This is a genomic window from Pollutimonas bauzanensis, from assembly GCF_900129885.1.
In the GTDB taxonomy this organism is placed as follows: domain Bacteria; phylum Pseudomonadota; class Gammaproteobacteria; order Burkholderiales; family Burkholderiaceae_B; genus Pollutimonas; species Pollutimonas bauzanensis.
Map to the genome: position 1 here is coordinate 25,754 of NZ_FQXE01000011.1, position 17,338 is coordinate 43,091.

Here is a 17,338-nt window from a genome sequence, read left to right on the forward strand (position 1 = left end):
AAACATGAACAGCCAATTATAATGAGTCTATGGCTAGATTACCTGCTACCTCCCCACGCTCCTCGCGCAACGTGCGCAACGGGCCTTCTCCCCTGCAGTCCCGGCTGTCAGGCTTGCTGCGCGAAGCGCGCTGGATCGTCTTTGCGGCCCTCGCGGCCTGGCTCGGCCTGGTCCTGGCCAGTTGGGATCCCGCCGACCCCGCCTGGTCGCATTCGGTCCATGCCACCGCCACGCTGAACCGTGGCGGCACGCTGGGCGCGCATATCTCCGACTTCCTGCTCTTCCTGTTCGGCTATTCGGCCTGGCTATGGGTCGTGCTGCTGGCGCAGCGCGTCGCGGTGGGCTTTTACCGGCTGACCAGCGTCCTGCTGCCTAAATCCCAGCCGGAATCCTTGCCGCGCGTGCATTGGGAGGTCGGCGTCGGGTTTATCCTGATGTTCGTGGGCATCATGGGCATCGAAGCATTGCAGCTGAAGCAATTCGGCGCCGCCGCCGAATTGCCGGCGGGCGCCGGCGGTCAATTGGGCAAATTGCTCGCCCACCTGATGTCCCTGTCGCTGGGAACGACGGGCTGCACCCTGCTGCTGCTGGTGTTCGCCGCCGTGGGCGCCAGCCTGTTCTTCGGGTTTTCCTGGCTGCATTTGTCCGAACGGGTCGGCTCGGCCATCGAAAAAGCCGTGCGCCGCCTGTTCGAGCTGAAAGCCGCGCGCGAAGACCGCCGGGTGGGCGAGGCCAAAAAGGCCGAACGCGATGAACTCGTGGTCGCCAAGCAGGAGCAGCTCGTGCACGAGCAGCCGGTGCGCATAGAGCCGGCCATCACCTCCGTGCCCAAATCGCCGAGGGTCGAAAAGGAAAAGCAGAAAGCGCTGTTCACCGCCCCGATCGAATCCGGCGGCTCGGGCGACCTGCCCGCCATCAGCCTCTTGGACATGCCGGTCGAACATCCCGAAACCGTGTCGCCGGAAACCATAGAATTCACCTCGCGGCTGATCGAGAAAAAGCTGTCCGACTTCGGCGTCAAGGCGGTGGTCGTATCGGCGCAGGCCGGCCCGGTGATTACGCGCTACGAGATCGAGCCGGCCACGGGTGTAAAGGGCAGCCAGATCGTCAATCTGGCCAAGGACCTGGCCCGCGCCCTGAGCCTGGTCAGCATCCGGGTGGTCGAAACCATACCGGGCAAGAACCTGATGGGACTGGAGCTGCCCAATGCCAAGCGGCAGATGGTCAAGCTGTCCGAAATCATCGGTTCGCAGACCTACCATGCCGGCGCTTCCATGCTGACCATGGCGCTGGGCAAGGACATTGCCGGCAACCCGGTCGTGGCCGACCTAGCCAAGATGCCTCACCTGCTGGTGGCCGGAACTACCGGGTCGGGCAAGTCGGTGGGCATCAACGCCATGATCCTGTCCTTGCTGTACAAGGCCGACGCGACCCAGGTGCGCCTGATCCTCATCGATCCGAAAATGCTCGAAATGAGCGTCTACGAAGGCATCCCGCATTTGCTGGCGCCGGTGGTGACCGACATGCGCCATGCGGCCAACGCCCTGAACTGGTGCGTGGGGGAAATGGAAAAGCGCTATCGCCTGATGAGCAAAATGGGGGTGCGCAACCTGGCCGGCTACAACACCAAGATCCGCGAAGCCATAAAGCGCGAAGAACCCATCCCCAATCCGTTCTCGCTGACGCCCGATGCGCCCGAGCCCCTGTCGACATTGCCCATGATCGTGGTCGTGATCGATGAGCTGGCCGACCTGATGATGGTGGTGGGCAAGAAAATCGAAGAGCTCATTGCGCGCCTGGCCCAGAAGGCCCGGGCGGCCGGCATCCACCTGATATTGGCGACCCAGCGGCCCAGCGTCGATGTGATCACGGGCCTGATCAAGGCCAATATTCCCACCCGCATTGCCTTCCAGGTTTCGTCGAAGATCGATTCCCGCACCATTCTCGACCAGATGGGCGCGGAAGCCTTGCTGGGGCAGGGCGACATGCTTTATCTGCCGCCCGGCTCCGGTTTCCCCACCCGCGTGCATGGCGCGTTCGTGCACGACGACGAAGTCCACCGCGTGGTGGAGTCCCTCAAGCAGCAAGGCGAGCCCAACTATATCGAAGGCCTGCTTGAAGGCGCGCTCGAGGGCGAGACCGGCGATGGCCTGGGCGGCGTGACGGGTTTCGCCGACGCGGAATCGGATCCGCTCTACGACCAGGCGGTCGAAGTCATCCTCAAGAACCGGCGGGCTTCCATTTCTTCGGTCCAGCGCCATTTGCGCATCGGCTACAACCGGGCGGCCCGTTTGCTGGAACAAATGGAGCAGGCCGGCCTGGTCTCGGCCATGCAGTCCAATGGCAATCGTGAAATTCTGTCTCCAGCGGGGAATGCGTCCAATGAAGATTAAACAGGCGGCCCGGGTGTTCCTGGCGGCGCTGCTGGCGGCCGGCCCCTTGTCGGCCTGGCCGGCCGATGCGCCGGCGCAATTGCGCGACTTCGCCGCCAAGGTGAATTCGGGCACGGGCCAGTTCACCCAGCAGACCATAGGCGCCAAGGGCGAGGGCAAGCGTCCCCAGTCGGGCGAATTTTCGTTCAAGCGCCCCGGCCAGTTCAAATGGGCCGTCAAAAAGCCTTACGAACAATTGATCGTATCCGACGGCAAGCTGGTGTACCAGTACGACCCTGATCTGGCCCAGGTGACCGAGCGCAAGGTGGACCAGTCCATAGGCGCTTCGCCAGCCGCCATATTGTTTGGTTCGGGCTCGCTGGACGAGGCTTTCTCGATCGCGGCCCTGCCCGGCAAGGATGGGCTGGACTGGTTGCGCGCCACGCCGCGCAGCGCCGACGCGGGCTTTACGCATGTGGATATCGGTTTTCAAGGCAATCTGCCCGCGCGGCTGGAACTGCTGGATTCCTTCGGCCAGACCACGCGCATCGAGCTCAGCCATATCGCGGCCAATCCCGATCTGGCGTCGGGCGAATTCAGGTTCGTCCCCCCCAAGGGCGTCGATGTGGTCAAAATGCAATAGCATTGCGGTCTGCCAGCAATGGCTGGCCGGGGCCCGGCCGGCGGGTCGCCAGCACAAGGCGTTTGGAATAGTTTCATGATGAGCTCCCAGGATTTATTCAGTTCTTCGGCCCATGCCTCCGCTTATGCGCCTTTGGCCGAGCGCATGCGCCCACGCACGCTGGACGAGGTCGTCGGCCAGGCCCACTTGCTGGGCCCGGGCAAGCCCCTGCGCGTGGCGTTCGAATCCGGCCGCCCGCATTCCATGATTTTCTGGGGGCCGCCCGGCGTGGGCAAGACCACGCTGGCGCGCCTGATGGCGGCTGGCTTCGACGCGCAGTTCCTCGCCATGTCGGCGGTGCTGGGCGGCGTGAAAGACATCCGCGAGGCCGTGGTTTCCGCCCAGGTGGCGCAAGGGCAGGGCCGGCGCACCATCCTGTTCGTCGACGAGGTGCACCGTTTCAACAAGGCCCAGCAGGACGCCTTCCTGCCCTATGTGGAAAGCGGCTTGTTCACCTTTATCGGCGCCACGACCGAGAATCCGTCCTTCGAGGTCAATTCGGCGCTGCTCTCGCGTGCGCGTGTGTATGTGCTGCAATCCTTGTCGGTCGAAGAATTGCAGCAACTGATCGATCGCGCCATCGTCATCCTCAACCAGGACGCGCGGCCGCGGGCCGATCCGTCGGCGGACCCGGCCGCCTCCGCCTCCGCCGCCGACGATGGCGGCGTCCTGCAGTTCGACCCGGCCGCGCGCGAGCAACTGGCCCGCTGGGCGGACGGCGACGCGCGGCGCGTCATCAATGCCATGGAAGTCGTGGCCGAATCGGCCCGCGGCGCAGGGCGCAGCCTGGTCGACGCCGCCTGGCTCGAAACCTCGCTGTCGCAGGATCTGCGGCGCTTCGACAAGGGCGGCGACGCCTTTTACGACCAGATCAGCGCATTGCACAAGTCGGTGCGCGGTTCGGACCCCGACGCCTCTTTGTACTGGTTTGTGCGCATGCTCGATGGCGGCGCCGATCCGCGCTATCTGTCGCGGCGCATCGTGCGCATGGCCGTGGAGGACATAGGGCTGGCCGATCCCAGGGCGACCGAGCTGGCCCTCAACGGCGCCGACATTTATGAGCGCCTGGGTTCGCCCGAGGGCGAGCTGGCCCTGGCCCAGGCGGTGGTGTATATGGCCTGCGCGGCCAAGTCCAATGCGGTATACAACGCCTACAACGCCGCCCGCCGCTATGTGCAGGAAAACGGCAGCGCTCCGGTGCCCGCGCATCTGCGCAACGCGCCGACCAAGCTCATGAAGGAACTGGGCCATGGCCGGGCTTATCGCTACGCGCATGACGAGCCGCATGGCTATGCCGCCGGCGAAAACTACTTCCCGGACGGCATGCGCGCGAATTTCTACAAGCCGACCGACCGCGGCCTTGAGGGTAAAATCTCCGAGAAGCTGGCCTTCTTGAGGACGCTCGACAAGCAAAGCAAATCGGGCGGGTCGGAATAGGCCGGATTACGCGCCCTTGCCGCCAGCCCGGCCTACTATCATTCCCATCATCCATTTATTTCTGGTTAATTATGTTAGACCCCAATCAGTTGCGCAAAGACCTGCCCTCGGTCGTCAAGGCCTTGGCCATACGCGGAGTTTCGTTCGACACGGAGCGCTTCAGCCAGCTCGAAGCGCGCCGCAAATCGCTGCAAGTGGAAACCGAGACCCTGCAGGCGCGGCGCAATGCCGTATCCAAACTGATAGGCCAGTTGAAGTCCAGGGGCGAAGACGCCAGCAAGGAAATGGCCGAATCGCAGGACATTCCCGCGCGCCTCAAGGAGCTGGAGCTCGATCTGGCCGCCGTGCAGGGTGAACTCAATGATTGGCTGATGACCCTGCCCAATCTGCCGCATGCCAGCGTGCCGGCCGGCGCGTCCAGCGACGACAATGTCGAGGTCCGGCGCTGGCTGCCCGCCCATGTGCAGGCCGATGCCCATGGCGACCCGCGGCCGTTCGCCTTTGAAGCGAAAGACCACGTCAGCCTGGGCGAGCCCATAGGCCTGGATTTCGAAACCGCCCGCAAATTGTCCGGCGCCCGCTTCATGATGCTGCGCGGGCCCATTGCCCGCCTGCACCGGGCCCTGGCGCAGTTCATGCTGGATCTGCAGACCACGGAACACGGCTACCAGGAATGCTACACGCCTTATATCGTCAACAGCTCGACGCTTTTCGGCACGGGCCAGTTGCCCAAGTTCAAGGACGATATGTTCTGGGTGACCAAGGGCGGCCAGGACGACGAGCCCGGCCGGGACGAGCAGGGCAATCTGGTCGCCAGCGAAGACCTTTACCTGATCTCCACCTCGGAAATCACGCTGGCCGGGTCGGTGCGCGACACCATAGTCGCGCAGCAGGACCTGCCGCTCAAATTGACCGCGCACACGCCGTGCTTTCGTTCCGAGGCCGGCAGCGGCGGGCGCGATACGCGCGGCATGATACGCCAGCATCAGTTCGACAAGGTCGAGATGGTGCAGATCGTGCACCCGGAAACCTCCTACGACACGCTGGAGGAAATGGTGGGCCACGCCGAAGCCGTGCTGCAGCGCCTGGGCGTGCCCTACCGCGTGGTGCTGCTGTGCGGCGGCGACATGGGTTTTGGCGCGACCAAGACCTACGATCTCGAGGTCTGGCTGCCGGCGCAAAACACCTGGCGCGAGATATCCTCGGTGTCCAACTGCGAAGCTTTCCAGGCGCGCCGCATGCAGGCGCGCTACCGCGCCGACAAAGGCAAGCCGGAATACCTGCACACCCTCAACGGGTCGGGCCTGGCCGTGGGCCGCGCCCTGGTGGCCGTGCTGGAAAATTATCAGCAGGAAGACGGCAGCGTCGTCGTTCCCGAGGCCTTGCGCCCGTACATGGGCGGCGTCGCGGCGCTGTCGGCGTAAAGCCGGCGGGCATGAAAAAAGCCGCGGATTGCGGCTTTTTTTCCTGCTGGCGCTGCCCTGGGCAGCTCAGCGGCCCCGATGGCCGCGATCATGGTGGCGGTTTCCCTGCTTGTAATAGTTCCTGTCGTACCGGGCTTCGCGGTAGCCTTCGCGGTAATAGCGCGGGCCATACACCGGCCGGTAGCGGCGCTCGGGCACGATGATCACGCGCGGCGGCGCCACATACCTGACGGGCGGATAATAGTAATCCGGCGTGCTGTATATCACTCCGGGCACTCCGACCGAAATGTCGACATTCACCCGCGCCATGGCGGCTGTCGAACCCAGCATCGCCAATCCGGCCGCAGCCGCTAATAACAGTCGTTTCATGTCAGCACCTTATCGTTAGTCTGATGGGGCTATTGTGTCCGGCTTCCGGTTTCACAACTGTTAGCCGCGAGGGCCAAAGCGCATCAAAACGCAACAATTCCCGGCCCAAGGCGCAGGGCGCTTACGTTTCATAACTTCTGTCTGGATTATATTACATGCCGGCTAGGGGTAAATACCGCCCATGGGCGCCATTCATACCTCGAAGCGGGCGATTTCGGAGCGCAGCGAGGGCGCCCGGCGCTGGGCCGCGCCGGCGAGCATGCTGGCGGCGGCCTGCTGCAGGTGAATCCAGTCCACCATTTCTTCGTCGGGCTGAAAGCCATCGACCAGTTCCAGGAACAGCTCGCGTATGCGTGGATAGTTGTCGTACTTGACGGCATTGCCGAGCTCGGCCAAGGCCGACTTGAGGCGCTCCCATTCGATCCGTTTTTCATTGGCGCGCATGATCATCGGATGTTCGGTCGGGCTCACGTTGTCGCCGATCAGCAGTTCTTCGTAGAGTTTTTCGCCGGGCCGCAATCCGACGAAATCGATCGCGATGTCTCCCTCCGGGTTCTGGGCGCTGCGTACGCTCAAGCCCGAAAGCAAGATCATTTTCTTTGCCAGGTCGGCGATTTTTACCGGCTCGCCCATATCCAGCACGAACACGTCCCCGCCCAGCCCCATTGCGCCCGCCTGGATCACCAACTGGGCCGCTTCGGGTATCGTCATGAAATAGCGCGTGATCTCGGGATGGGTGACGGTTACCGGCCCGCCGGCGCGTATCTGCTGGCGAAAGAGCGGAATCACCGAACCGGACGATCCCAGCACATTGCCGAAGCGCACCATGGTGAAGCGCGTGCGATTCGGCATGGGCTGCTCGCCGGCGCTGCCGTAAAGGCGGGGCATGGATTCGCATGCCAGGGCCTGCAGCACGAGTTCGGCCAGGCGCTTGGTGCCTCCCATGACATTCGTCGGGCGCACGGCCTTGTCCGTCGAGATCAGCACGAAATTGCCGACGCCCGCCCTGATCGCGGCCTGGGCCGAGTACAGGGTGCCGAAAATATTATTGATGACGCCCTCGGCGATATTGCGCTCCACCATGGGCACGTGCTTGTACGCGGCGGCATGGTAGACGGTGTCGACTTGCCATATCGACATCACGTCGAACAGGCGTTCCTGGTTGCGCACCGAGCTGAGCACCGGTATGACGCGTATATCCAGGCCCGCATAGCGTATATAGGCTTCGAGTTCGCCCTGGACGCTGTACAGATTGAATTCGCCCTGTTCAAAGAGTATCAGCGTGCGGGGTTCGCTCTGCACTATCTGGCGGCACAATTCCGCGCCTATCGAGCCGCCCGCGCCCGTCACCATGACCACCTGGCCGCGTATGCAGCGTTCAAAAAGCTGCCTGTCGGGCTGGACGGGGTCGCGCCCCAGCAAGTCCGAGATGCCCACTTCGCGCAGATCCTGGACCTGGACGCGGCCGCTGGCCAAGTCCATGAAGCCCGGAACCGTGCGGACGCTGAAAGGGTAGGGAGCCAGGAGATTGACGATCTCCGCGCGCCGGGCGCGGGAAGCCGAAGGAATGGCCAACAGCACTTCCTGGGCTTTCTTCTCCTTCATCAGGCGCGCCAGGTCATCGGGCCCGTATACCGGCAGGCCGGCCATGACCCGCCCGGACAAGTCGAGATTGTCGTCGATGAAAGCCACGGGATGCCGTTCATTGCCCAGGCGCAAGGCCATCAGCAACTGGTTGCCGGCATCGCCCGCGCCATAGATAGCCACGCGCATTTTTGCGCCCGGGCCGGGGTTGGCATGAAGGAATGAGCCGGCATGCAAATTGAAAGGCATGCCGCGGAAGTATTGCCGCATTGCCAGGCGCAGGCCGGCAATGAACATCAGGCTTAACAGCCAGTAGATAATCACGATGGAGCGCGGAATGATGGCGGGCGGCTCGGGGTAAAGAAAAATCGCGAGGCCCAGCAGAACGGCCGATGCGCTGATGGCCAGCGCGATCGTGGCCAGCGCCTGGTAGCCGACGTAGCGCATGACGGCCCGATACAGGCCGAAGCGGACGAACACCGGCACGGTCAACAGCGGCGCGGCGATAAACAGCCAGGCATGCCCGCCGAACGGCTGCGCCCCGTAAAAATCATCCAGACGCAGGTAAAACGCCAGCCAGAGGGCGAACCATATCAGGCATGTGTCGACGACGATTTGCAGCAGGCGTTTCTGCTTGCGGGGCAAGGCCAGCAGCCGTTTGCGCAAAGTGCTTGTCTTGCCGGAGGCGCTCGGCGCCACCGCAGGCTTGCGGCTGGCAGCGATGTAGTCCATCAGTTCCGTCCCTCCCGTTTTCTGGCGTTGCGCTGTCTCAAATTTTTTCGCAACTAGCGTCTGGAAACACCTCCGACACGAGAATCATAAGGAGTGGGGCCGGCCCCCGACATACGTTAGATGGTGTAGTCCGCGAACTGAGACGGCTTAGGCCGTACGGTCGGGCCGGCGTAATCCGTACAACGGATGTCGCGGCATATTGTTCCTCTCTATGATTCATTCCATTAAGTCTGTATCCATATATTAAAAAAAGGCCATGCCTCGCATGGGCACGAATCGAGTGTTTTCGGCCGAACTGAGTCAGGAGATGAATGTATGAGGGTGACTGTTATTGGGAGCGGCTATGTGGGCCTTGTGACAGGCGCTTGCCTGGCGGACGTCGGCAATGATGTGCTTTGCCTGGATGTCGATCCCGCCAAGATTGCCTTGCTGGAAGCCGGCGGCATATGCATCTATGAACCTGGGCTCGACGAGATCATCAAGAGAAACGTGGAAGCCGGCCGATTGCGCTTCACGACCGACGTCAGGCGGGCGGTGGAATTCGGCACCCTGCAATTGATCGCGGTCGGAACCCCCGCCGATGAGGACGGCTCGGCGGATCTCCAGTATGTGCTGGGGGCCGCCCGCAATGTCGGCAAGTACATGAACGATTACAAGGTGGTCGTCGACAAGAGCACGGTGCCGGTCGGCACCGCCGCCAAGGTCAACGCGGTCATCCTCGCCGAGCTCGAGCGCCGCGGCCTGGAAATCGAATTCAGCGTGGTGTCCAACCCCGAGTTCCTCAAGGAAGGCGGGGCGATCGACGACTTCATGCGCCCGGACCGCATTGTGATAGGGTCCGACGATCAGAACGCCATTCATATCATGCGCACGCTCTATGCGCCTTTCCAGCGCAAGCACGACCGGCTCCTGATCATGGACACCCGCTCGGCGGAGCTGACCAAATACGCGGCCAATGCGATGCTGGCCACGCGGATTTCATTCATGAATGAACTGGCCCTGCTGTCGGAAAAGCTGGGCACCGACATCGAGCTCATCCGCCAGGGGATAGGGTCAGACCTTCGCATCGGCTGGCATTTTCTCTACCCGGGCTGCGGGTATGGCGGTTCATGCTTCCCCAAGGATATCCAGGCGCTTCTGCGCACGGCCGCGGGCGTGGGCGAAGAGCTGAAGGTTCTTGCGGCGGTCGACCAGGCCAACGAGCGGCAGAAATCCGTGCTGGTCGATAAAGTCGTCGCCCGCTTTGGCGAAGACCTCACCGGCCGCCGCTTCGCATTGTGGGGACTGTCCTTCAAGCCCGACACGGACGACATGCGCGAAGCCCCCAGCCGCGTGATCATTGCCGCGCTTTTACGCCTGGGCGCTTGCGTCGTCGCCTACGATCCCGCCGCGATCGACGAGTCCAGGCGCATCTTCGGCGGCGGCGACGACAGGCTCAGCTACGCCGACTATCCCATGGTGGCGCTGGACGGCGCGGATGCCTTGATCATCGTCACCGAGTGGAAGGAATTCAGGAGTCCGGATTTTCAGACTATCAAAGCGAAATTGAAGACGCCCATCATTTTCGACGGGCGCAACATATTCGACCTGCACGACGATGGCCTGAAAGGCATCGAATATTTCGGTATCGGCAGGGTTTCCGGGATGCGCGAACTGGTTTTCGAGAGGGTGGAACAATGCTGAAAATCGCACTGGTCGGCTGCGGCCGAATCTCCAAGCGGCATGCCGAATTGCTGGGGAACAAGCAAATCGACGGCGCCGAACTGGTGGCGGTCTGCGACATCATCGAAGAGCGCGCCGCGGCCACGGCCGAACAATTCAATGTCCCCGGCTTCATCGACATGCACCGGATGATGCGGGAAGTGGACATAGACATCGTGGTGATCCTGACCGAAAGCGGCCACCATGCCAGGCATGTCAAGGAACTGGCGCCTTATGGCAAGCATATTGTCGTGGAAAAACCCATGGCGCTTACGCTGGACGATGCCGACGAGATGATACGCGTTTGCGAGCGGGCCAGGATCAAGCTGTTCGTCGTGAAGCAGAACCGCTTCAATGTGCCGGTGGTGAAGCTGCGGGAATCGCTGGAGCGCGGGCGCTTCGGCAAGCTGGTGATGGGCACCGTGCGCGTGCGCTGGTGCCGGCCCCAGGCCTATTACGACCAGGATGCCTGGCGCGGCACGTGGGCGCTCGATGGCGGCGTCCTGACGAACCAGGCCAGCCATCACGTGGATCTGCTCGAATGGATGATGGGAGAAGTGGACAGCGTCGTCGCCATGAGCCGCACCGCCCTGGTCCACATCGAGGCCGAGGATACCGCGGTGGTGATCCTGCATTTCCGCAACGGCGCCCTGGGCTGCATCGAGGCCACTACCGCGGTAAGGCCCAAGGACCTGGAGGGATCCATATCCATACTGGGCGAGAAAGGGTCGGTGGAAATCGGCGGATTCGCCGTCAATGAGATGAAGGTCTGGAATTTTGTCGATCCCGAACCCGAGGATGCCGTGGTGATGGAGAAATACTCGGTGAACCCGCCCAATGTATATGGGTTTGGCCATCAGGCTTATTACGGGCATGTCGTCGACTGCATCACGAATCACAAACAGCATCTGGTCGATGGCCTGGAGGGGCGCAAGAGCCTGGAGCTCATCAATGCCATTTACGAGTCCATCGAAACCGGCCGCGAGGTGAAACTGCATTTCCGGCCCAAGTATTCCAAGCTGGGAGCCAATTAGTGGGCACGCCCGACATCATGAAAATTTCCCTGGCCGGCGCCCAGTTCGGCGCAAGGGTGACGCTGGTGGAGCCGGTGAATATCTACGGCTGCGTATTGGGCGACGATGTTTTCGTGGGACCCTTCGTCGAGATCCAGAAGGGAGCCAGGATAGGCAACCGCACGCGGATACAGTCGCACGCTTTTGTGTGCGAGCTGGTGGATATCGGCGAAGACTGCTTTGTTTCCCATGGCGCCAAGTTCGTCAACGACCTGTTCAGCGGCGGCGGCCCGGCGCGCGGCGACAAGTCACTCTGGATGCCCACCAGGCTGGGCGACAGGGTGTCGATAGGCACCAACGCCACGGTGCTGCCGGTTTCCATCTGCGATGACGTGGTGGTGGGCGCGGGTTCGGTCGTGACCCGGGATATTACTGAATCAGGTATCTACGCTGGCAATCCAGCTCGAAAAATAAGAGGCCTCCATGATTAAGTTTCTTGATCTGCATTCGCAATACAAAAGCATCCAGCCCGAAATCGACGACGCGATAGGCAAGGTCATCGCCGCCTCCGCCTATATTGGCGGCGAAGTCGTGGAAAGATTCGAGCAAAGCTTCGCCTCCTATCAGCAGGCGGCGCATTGCGTGAGCGTCGGCAATGGCACCGACGCGATAGAAATCGTCCTGGAAGCCTTTGGCTTCCTGCCCGGGTCCGAAGTGATAGTCCCGGCCAACACTTTCATTGCCACCAGCGAGGCGGTGACGCGCAGCGGCTACAAAGTGGTCTTCGCCGATGTGGACCCGGTCACCTATACGCTGGATGTGGAGGATGCGCGCCGCCGGCTGACCTCGCGCAGCGCCGCGATAATCGCCGTGCATCTGTATGGCCATCCCTGCGACATGGACGCGCTGATGGCGCTGGCGCGGGAATCGGGCCTGAAAGTGATCGAGGACTGCGCGCAGGCCCACGGCGCCGAGTACAAAGGCAGGCGCGTGGGCGCGATCGGGGATGCGGGAACGTTCAGCTTTTATCCGGGCAAGAATCTGGGCGCCTATGGCGACGGCGGCGCCATCACCAGCAACGACGCGGACCTGGCGCGGCAGTGCCGGATGATAGCCAACCATGGCCGCATCGATAAATACGACCACCAGTTCGAGGGGCGCAATAGCCGGCTGGACGGGCTGCAGGCGGCCATCCTCTCCGTCAAGCTCAGGCATCTGGATGCCTGGATAGACCATCGCAACCGCGTGGCCGCCGCTTATTTGTCGGAGCTCCAGGACGTCGACGGCGTGGTATTGCCGCGGGTCGCCTCCGGATGCCGCCATGCTTTTCATCTATTCGTGCTGCGCACGCCAAACCGGGATGCGCTCGCCGCATTCCTGAAGGAAAGAGGGATCCAGACCGGCGTCCATTATCCGATAGCGCTTCCCAAGCTCGAGGCATATCGCTACCTGGGCGCGCCGGACCCCGCGATGTTCGCGAACCAGGCCGACGGGCAACTGCTCAGCCTGCCCGTCGGCGAGCACCTGGACGAAACGCAGGTATCGCAGGTCGCGGAGGCGGTGAGGGAATTTTGCGCGCTGGCGGTAACGGCGTGAATTTCAATGCCGGAAGAAGCGCTTGTGGCCGCGCTGGAACATTTCCCACAGGGGCAGTTCCGTGCCATAGATATGATGCGGCCTTCCTTCCCGGCCGATATAATCGGCCAGCTCCTCCGGCGACCAGCCCATCTTCTTCATGAAGTACTGTTTATCGCGTTCCAGGTCGGCTTCGGTGAGGTAGGCAATGCCTTTCAATCCCTCCATGGCCTGCTCCCTGGTCATCTGCCCGGCGGACACCAGGGTGCCCAGGTGCAGGCGGCGCTTATCCACGCCGAATTTGTTCGGCAGGATATAACCCTGGTAAAAGCGCGTGAAGATGGATTCGTAATGCTTGTAGGGATATGGCTTGTAGCCGTATCGCTCGGCCAGCGCCGCGAGCGCCTCGAACTTGTTGTAGGGCATCATGTCCAGGAATGAGGTCCACTGGATGCGGTTGACGAGCCGGTGGCGGACATATTCCAGCGTACCTATCGCCGGGAATGTCCTGATCTGCACGGCGCCGAATTTCTTCGCCAGCGCCTTGATGTTTTTCTTGTCGTACTTGAACCAGTTCCAGCCAGGCGGCATGCGCATGCCCTCGGTCGCCTGGTTGGAGCCCGACAGGATGTAGTTGACCTTGTGCCTGGCGGCCTGCTGGTAGTTCACGCCCAGCATGGCGTTGTCGTAAAGCAGTTCGACGTCGATCACATCGGCGTCGAAGAAGGCCTGCATGAGCCTCTTGTATTCGCCCCAGTCGATGACATGGGTGTGCAAGTCCACGCCCAGGCCCTGGACGAGATTGGCGATATTATGCTGCGCCAGCTCGCTGTTCCAGCCATTGTCCATATGCACGGCCAGCGGCCGCAGCCCATGCTCCACGGCCTGGAACAGCACCCATGAACTGTCCACGCCGCCGGATACGCCCACCACGCAGTCATAGCGCTTGCCTTTTCCCGCGGCCTTGACCTTGGCAATGAAGGCCTCCGATTCGGCTTTCTTGGCAAGGGGATCCTGATGGATCACATCCCTGGAATGCGCCAGGAATTCGCTGCAGTAATTGCAGACCCCCTGCGCATCGAAGCTGATATCCGCAGCGCTCGTATCCATTACGCAGCGGCTGCATACCTGGTAAGACAGATTCATGCTCGTTGCCCCAGTAGTTTTTCCAGTTCCGCATACCGCGGATAGGTTATCAGGACGGCCCGGTGCGGGCCATGGAATACAAACAGCGCACCTGCCGCCGCGGCGGATGCGCCGGCGTCTATGGCGGCTTTGATATCTTCCAGGCTTCCCGCCCCTCCCAAGGCGATCAACGGCACCCTGACCCCCTGCGCGGCCTGCCTTATCAGGTCCAGGTCATAGCCGCCCATTTCCCCGTCCCTGTCGACCGCGGTGACCAGGACCTCTCCGGCGCCCGCCGCGACAGCCTTTTGCGCGAAATCCAGCCAGCCCTGCTCGCGGGTCTGGCCGCGGCGGCTTTCATACAGCACCGGTTTCCCGCGCCAGTTGCGTTTGACGTCGACCGATATCACGATGCTCTGGCTGCCGTAACGGGCGGCAATCTGCGAAATAAGATCCAGCTGGCCGAAGGCCGCCGACTGCAGGCATATTTTCTCGATGCCGAGGTCGAACAAGCGCGCCGCCTGGTCCACCGAGCGCACGCCGCCGCCATAGCACAGCGGCATGAAGCATTCCCCGGCAAACAGCTCTATCGTGGCGTAGTCGGGTTCGCGGTCCCGTTTCGAGGCGGCAATGTCCAGCACGATCAGCTCGTCGACTTCCTTCTCGTTGAAAATGCGTATCGCGTTGATGGGGTCTCCCACATACTTGGCGTCTTTGAAACGGCGTGTCTTGACCAGGCCCCCATCGCGCAGGAGCAAGGCTGGAATGACGCGGTGTTTAAGCAATGGGCAGTTCCACGAAATTGCGGATCAGGTCCATGCCGTAGCGGTGGCTTTTCTCGGGATGGAACTGCACGCCGAACAGGTTGCCGCGCTGGAAGGCGGCCACGAATTCTTCGCCATAGTTGGTGAGCGCGATTGGATCGCCTGGCTGGTTGCAGGCGATGTAATAGGAGTGCACGAAGTAAAAACGCTTTTCGTCCGGGCCCGGCCCCAGCAAGGGGTTGGACCTGGCCACCCGCACTGTATTCCAGCCCATGTGCGGCACGCGCAAGCCGTCGCGGGCCGGGAAGCGGCGCACTTGCGCATCGATCCAGCCCAGTCCCGCCATCCGCCCCTCCTCGCTGGCGCGGCACATCAGCTGCATGCCCAGGCAAATTCCCAGCACGGGAATGGCCTTGTCCAGCGCCGCCTCGGCCAGGCCCGCCATCAGACCGCGCGACTCAAGCTGCGACATGCCATGATCGAACGCGCCCACACCGGGTATGACCAGTTTCGCCGCCGCGGCTATTTCCGCGGGCGTAGAGGCCCGCTGCGCCTGGCCGCCGGCGCGTTCTATCATCCGGATCACGGAACTGATGTTTCCCGCGCCATAGTCGAGGACGGCGATCTCAGGCATGTTCGCCGCAGCCGGTCTGTTCGTACCACTTGAGGAAATTGACCCAGCGCCACACATGCGCGGTGCAAGGCGATTTTCCGCTGGCGATGGAATCAAACTGCTGCAGCAGGGCATTCGCGTTCAGGAAAGGAACGTCATGGCTGGTTTGCAGCCACTTGCGCACGGTCCCGGATTTCTCCAGGAACCATGATTGTTCCGGGGTTTCAAAGCCTATCTTGTCCTTGCGGTCCAGCAACTGGTCGGGCACGATGCCGCGCAGCGCCGCGCGGAAGACGCTTTTCGTCTCGCCCTGGCGTGAAATCAGGTAGTGCTCGGGCAAAGAGAACAGCAGGTTCGCCAGGGGCAGGGTCAGGAACGGCACCCTGCTTTCCAGCGAGAATTGCATGGAATTGCGATCGCCCTCGCGCAGGTAGCCCGGCAGGTGCCGATTCTTCAGGGAGCTGGCCAGTCGTTCCATCACGCGTCGCCCCTTGGCGCTGTCGAGTTTTCTTTCCCGTTCGAACACCATGGTCACTCCCGCATTTTCCAGGGCGTCGGCATTGAGCCACGCCGGAGTGAAGGAGCGCCCCATGGTCTTGCTGGCAACGCCGAACAGGCGGTCGGGAAGGGTGATGGCGGCAAGATACTGCCAGGCGCGGCCGTAGCTGCGCCCGGGCCAGCGGGCCCAGTTGCGGGCGAAGTTCTCAGCGCCCGACAGGTCGCCGCGCTCGAGCAGGCTGAGCATGCGGTGCCCCGGGAAGCCGGCGTAGCCCGCCAATAGTTCGTCGGCGCCTTGTCCTTCGAGCGTCACCGTGATGTTGTTCTCGTGCGCCAATTGAAATACGCGATACTGCGCGTAGGCGCTGGTGCTGGTGAAGGGTTCGCCCTGGATATGGATCAAGCGGTCCAGGTCGCGGGCGAGGTCGTCGCCCGTGGCGCTGACCTTGTGGGCCTTGGCGCCGACGAACTGGTTGATGCCGTCGATCCAGCTTTCCTCGCACTGCTTGTACCCCGGCGCAATATAGCTGAATGTGCTGATGGGCTGGGCCGGGTCGAGGTAGCGCATGGCGCACACGATGGCCGACGAGTCTATGCCTCCCGAGAGCGCCGCGCCCAGGGGCACGTCGCTGCGCAGATGCAGGCGGACGTTGTGCAGGAATTGTTCGCGCACCGCCTCGGCCGCCTGGTCGAAGGTCAATTCGGATTTTTCCCGGAAATCCGGCTCCCACCAGGTCCTCTGCGCGCTCGCGGCGGGATTGGATAAATCGACCTTCATCCAGTGGCCCGGCAGCAACTGCCTGATCCCCCTGATGAAAGTGTGCTGCTGGTTATCGAAATCGCCGTGCACGAGATAATCGTAGCAGCGCTGCCAGTTGGCCTGGGGCCTTTGCTCGCGCAGGCTCAAGAGCGCCGCCGGCTCGGACGCAAACAGGAAGCGGTTCTGCTCCAGGTCGAAATAAAATGGCTTGATGCCGAACGCATCCCGCACGCAGCTCAGGGTCTTGTCTTTGGCGTCGTACACCACAAAGGCGAACATCCCTTCCAGGCGGGCCAGGCAATCGGCATTCCACTGCTGCCAGGCCTTGAGCAGGACCTCGGTGTCGGAGTCCGAATGAAAAACATGGCCAAGCGCAATCAGTTCCTGCCTGAGTTCGCGGTAGTTGTATATTTCGCCATTGAAAACGATGCTGTATCGCCCCGCGCCCGACTTCATGGGCTGGCGCCCGGCGGCGCTCAAGTCGATGATGGAAAGCCTGGTGTGCCCCAGCGCCAATTGGCCGTTGCAGACATCGAACAGTTCGCTTCCTTGATCGTCCGGCCCGCGCTGTTTCAGCTTGCTTTGCGAGCATGCGATCCTGCTGTGCAAATCGTGTGGTGGCGCAAGCCACCATCCACCAGTGATGCCGCACATAAATGTCTCCTTGGCCAGGCCAAAAGTAAATAGGA

General features: G+C 62.2%; 14 protein-coding genes. 8 read left to right on the forward strand and 6 right to left on the reverse strand.

Annotation, left to right across the window (positions count from 1 at the left end; all coding sequences use genetic code 11):
- The first annotated feature begins 29 nt into the window (after window positions 1-29).
- The 4 genes from BUB23_RS18070 (at window position 30) to serS (ending at window position 5,915) form a co-directional block, all read left to right on the forward strand.
- Complete coding sequence (locus tag BUB23_RS18070) at window positions 30-2,393, forward strand: DNA translocase FtsK (protein ID WP_073105731.1); 2,364 nt, start codon at window positions 30-32, stop codon at window positions 2,391-2,393.
- Complete coding sequence (lolA, locus tag BUB23_RS18075; protein ID WP_073105734.1) at window positions 2,383-3,015, forward strand: outer membrane lipoprotein chaperone LolA; 633 nt, start codon at window positions 2,383-2,385, stop codon at window positions 3,013-3,015. The genes BUB23_RS18070 and lolA overlap by 11 nt, the downstream gene beginning before the upstream one ends.
- Window positions 3,016-3,090: 75 nt before the next feature.
- The gene (locus BUB23_RS18080; protein WP_073105736.1) at window positions 3,091-4,491 is read left to right on the forward strand and encodes a replication-associated recombination protein A; all 1,401 of its coding nucleotides are present in this window, start codon (window positions 3,091-3,093) and stop codon (window positions 4,489-4,491) included.
- Window positions 4,492-4,562: 71 nt separating this feature from the next.
- Complete coding sequence (gene serS, locus BUB23_RS18085; RefSeq protein WP_073105739.1) at window positions 4,563-5,915, forward strand: serine--tRNA ligase; 1,353 nt, start codon at window positions 4,563-4,565, stop codon at window positions 5,913-5,915.
- 66 nt (window positions 5,916-5,981) lie between these two features.
- On the opposite strand, the gene BUB23_RS18090 is transcribed toward serS, so the two are convergent.
- Together BUB23_RS18090 and BUB23_RS18095 are read right to left on the reverse strand one after the other, a co-directional pair.
- The gene (locus BUB23_RS18090) at window positions 5,982-6,284 is read right to left on the reverse strand and encodes a hypothetical protein (protein ID WP_073105741.1); all 303 of its coding nucleotides are present in this window, start codon (window positions 6,282-6,284) and stop codon (window positions 5,982-5,984) included.
- A gap of 192 nt (window positions 6,285-6,476) precedes the next feature.
- Complete coding sequence (locus BUB23_RS18095; protein ID WP_084136107.1) at window positions 6,477-8,600, reverse strand: polysaccharide biosynthesis protein; 2,124 nt, start codon at window positions 8,598-8,600, stop codon at window positions 6,477-6,479.
- A gap of 315 nt (window positions 8,601-8,915) precedes the next feature.
- Here BUB23_RS18095 and BUB23_RS18100 point away from each other — a divergent pair, with 315 nt between their 5' ends.
- The 4 genes from BUB23_RS18100 to BUB23_RS18115 are packed head-to-tail and all read left to right on the forward strand — an operon-like array spanning window position 8,916 to window position 12,910.
- A complete protein-coding gene (locus BUB23_RS18100) occupies window positions 8,916-10,283 on the forward strand; it encodes a UDP-glucose dehydrogenase family protein (RefSeq protein ID WP_073105744.1) in 1,368 nt (455 codons plus the stop codon).
- The gene (locus BUB23_RS18105; RefSeq protein ID WP_073105747.1) at window positions 10,277-11,335 is read left to right on the forward strand and encodes a Gfo/Idh/MocA family protein; all 1,059 of its coding nucleotides are present in this window, start codon (window positions 10,277-10,279) and stop codon (window positions 11,333-11,335) included. The genes BUB23_RS18100 and BUB23_RS18105 overlap by 7 nt, the downstream gene beginning before the upstream one ends.
- Window positions 11,336-11,352: 17 nt before the next feature.
- On the forward strand, window positions 11,353-11,805 hold the full coding sequence (locus BUB23_RS18110; RefSeq protein ID WP_073106086.1) for an acyltransferase: 453 nt from the start codon (window positions 11,353-11,355) through the stop codon (window positions 11,803-11,805).
- Window positions 11,798-12,910 carry a DegT/DnrJ/EryC1/StrS family aminotransferase gene (locus BUB23_RS18115; RefSeq protein ID WP_073105750.1) on the forward strand — a complete coding sequence of 371 codons (1,113 nt, stop codon included), beginning with the start codon at window positions 11,798-11,800 and terminating at the stop codon, window positions 12,908-12,910. Before BUB23_RS18110 ends, BUB23_RS18115 begins: the two co-directional genes overlap by 8 nt.
- A 3-nt stretch (window positions 12,911-12,913) precedes the next feature.
- Here BUB23_RS18115 and BUB23_RS18120 read toward each other — a convergent pair whose 3' ends face one another.
- Genes BUB23_RS18120 through asnB form a run of 4 tightly spaced genes read right to left on the reverse strand, consistent with a single transcriptional unit; the run spans window position 12,914 to window position 17,303 of the window.
- Window positions 12,914-14,035: an N-acetyl sugar amidotransferase gene (locus BUB23_RS18120; protein WP_073105757.1), complete on the reverse strand. Its 1,122-nt coding sequence runs from the start codon at window positions 14,033-14,035 to the stop codon at window positions 12,914-12,916.
- On the reverse strand, window positions 14,032-14,799 hold the full coding sequence (locus BUB23_RS18125; RefSeq protein WP_073105761.1) for an AglZ/HisF2 family acetamidino modification protein: 768 nt from the start codon (window positions 14,797-14,799) through the stop codon (window positions 14,032-14,034). The genes BUB23_RS18120 and BUB23_RS18125 overlap by 4 nt, the downstream gene beginning before the upstream one ends.
- On the reverse strand, window positions 14,792-15,412 hold the full coding sequence (gene hisH, locus BUB23_RS18130; RefSeq protein ID WP_073105764.1) for an imidazole glycerol phosphate synthase subunit HisH: 621 nt from the start codon (window positions 15,410-15,412) through the stop codon (window positions 14,792-14,794). Before hisH ends, BUB23_RS18125 begins: the two co-directional genes overlap by 8 nt.
- Window positions 15,405-17,303 (reverse strand): asparagine synthase (glutamine-hydrolyzing), encoded by a 1,899-nt coding sequence (asnB, locus tag BUB23_RS18135; RefSeq protein WP_073105770.1) that lies wholly within the window; start codon window positions 17,301-17,303, stop codon window positions 15,405-15,407. The genes hisH and asnB overlap by 8 nt, the downstream gene beginning before the upstream one ends.
- Window positions 17,304-17,338 lie beyond the last annotated feature (35 nt).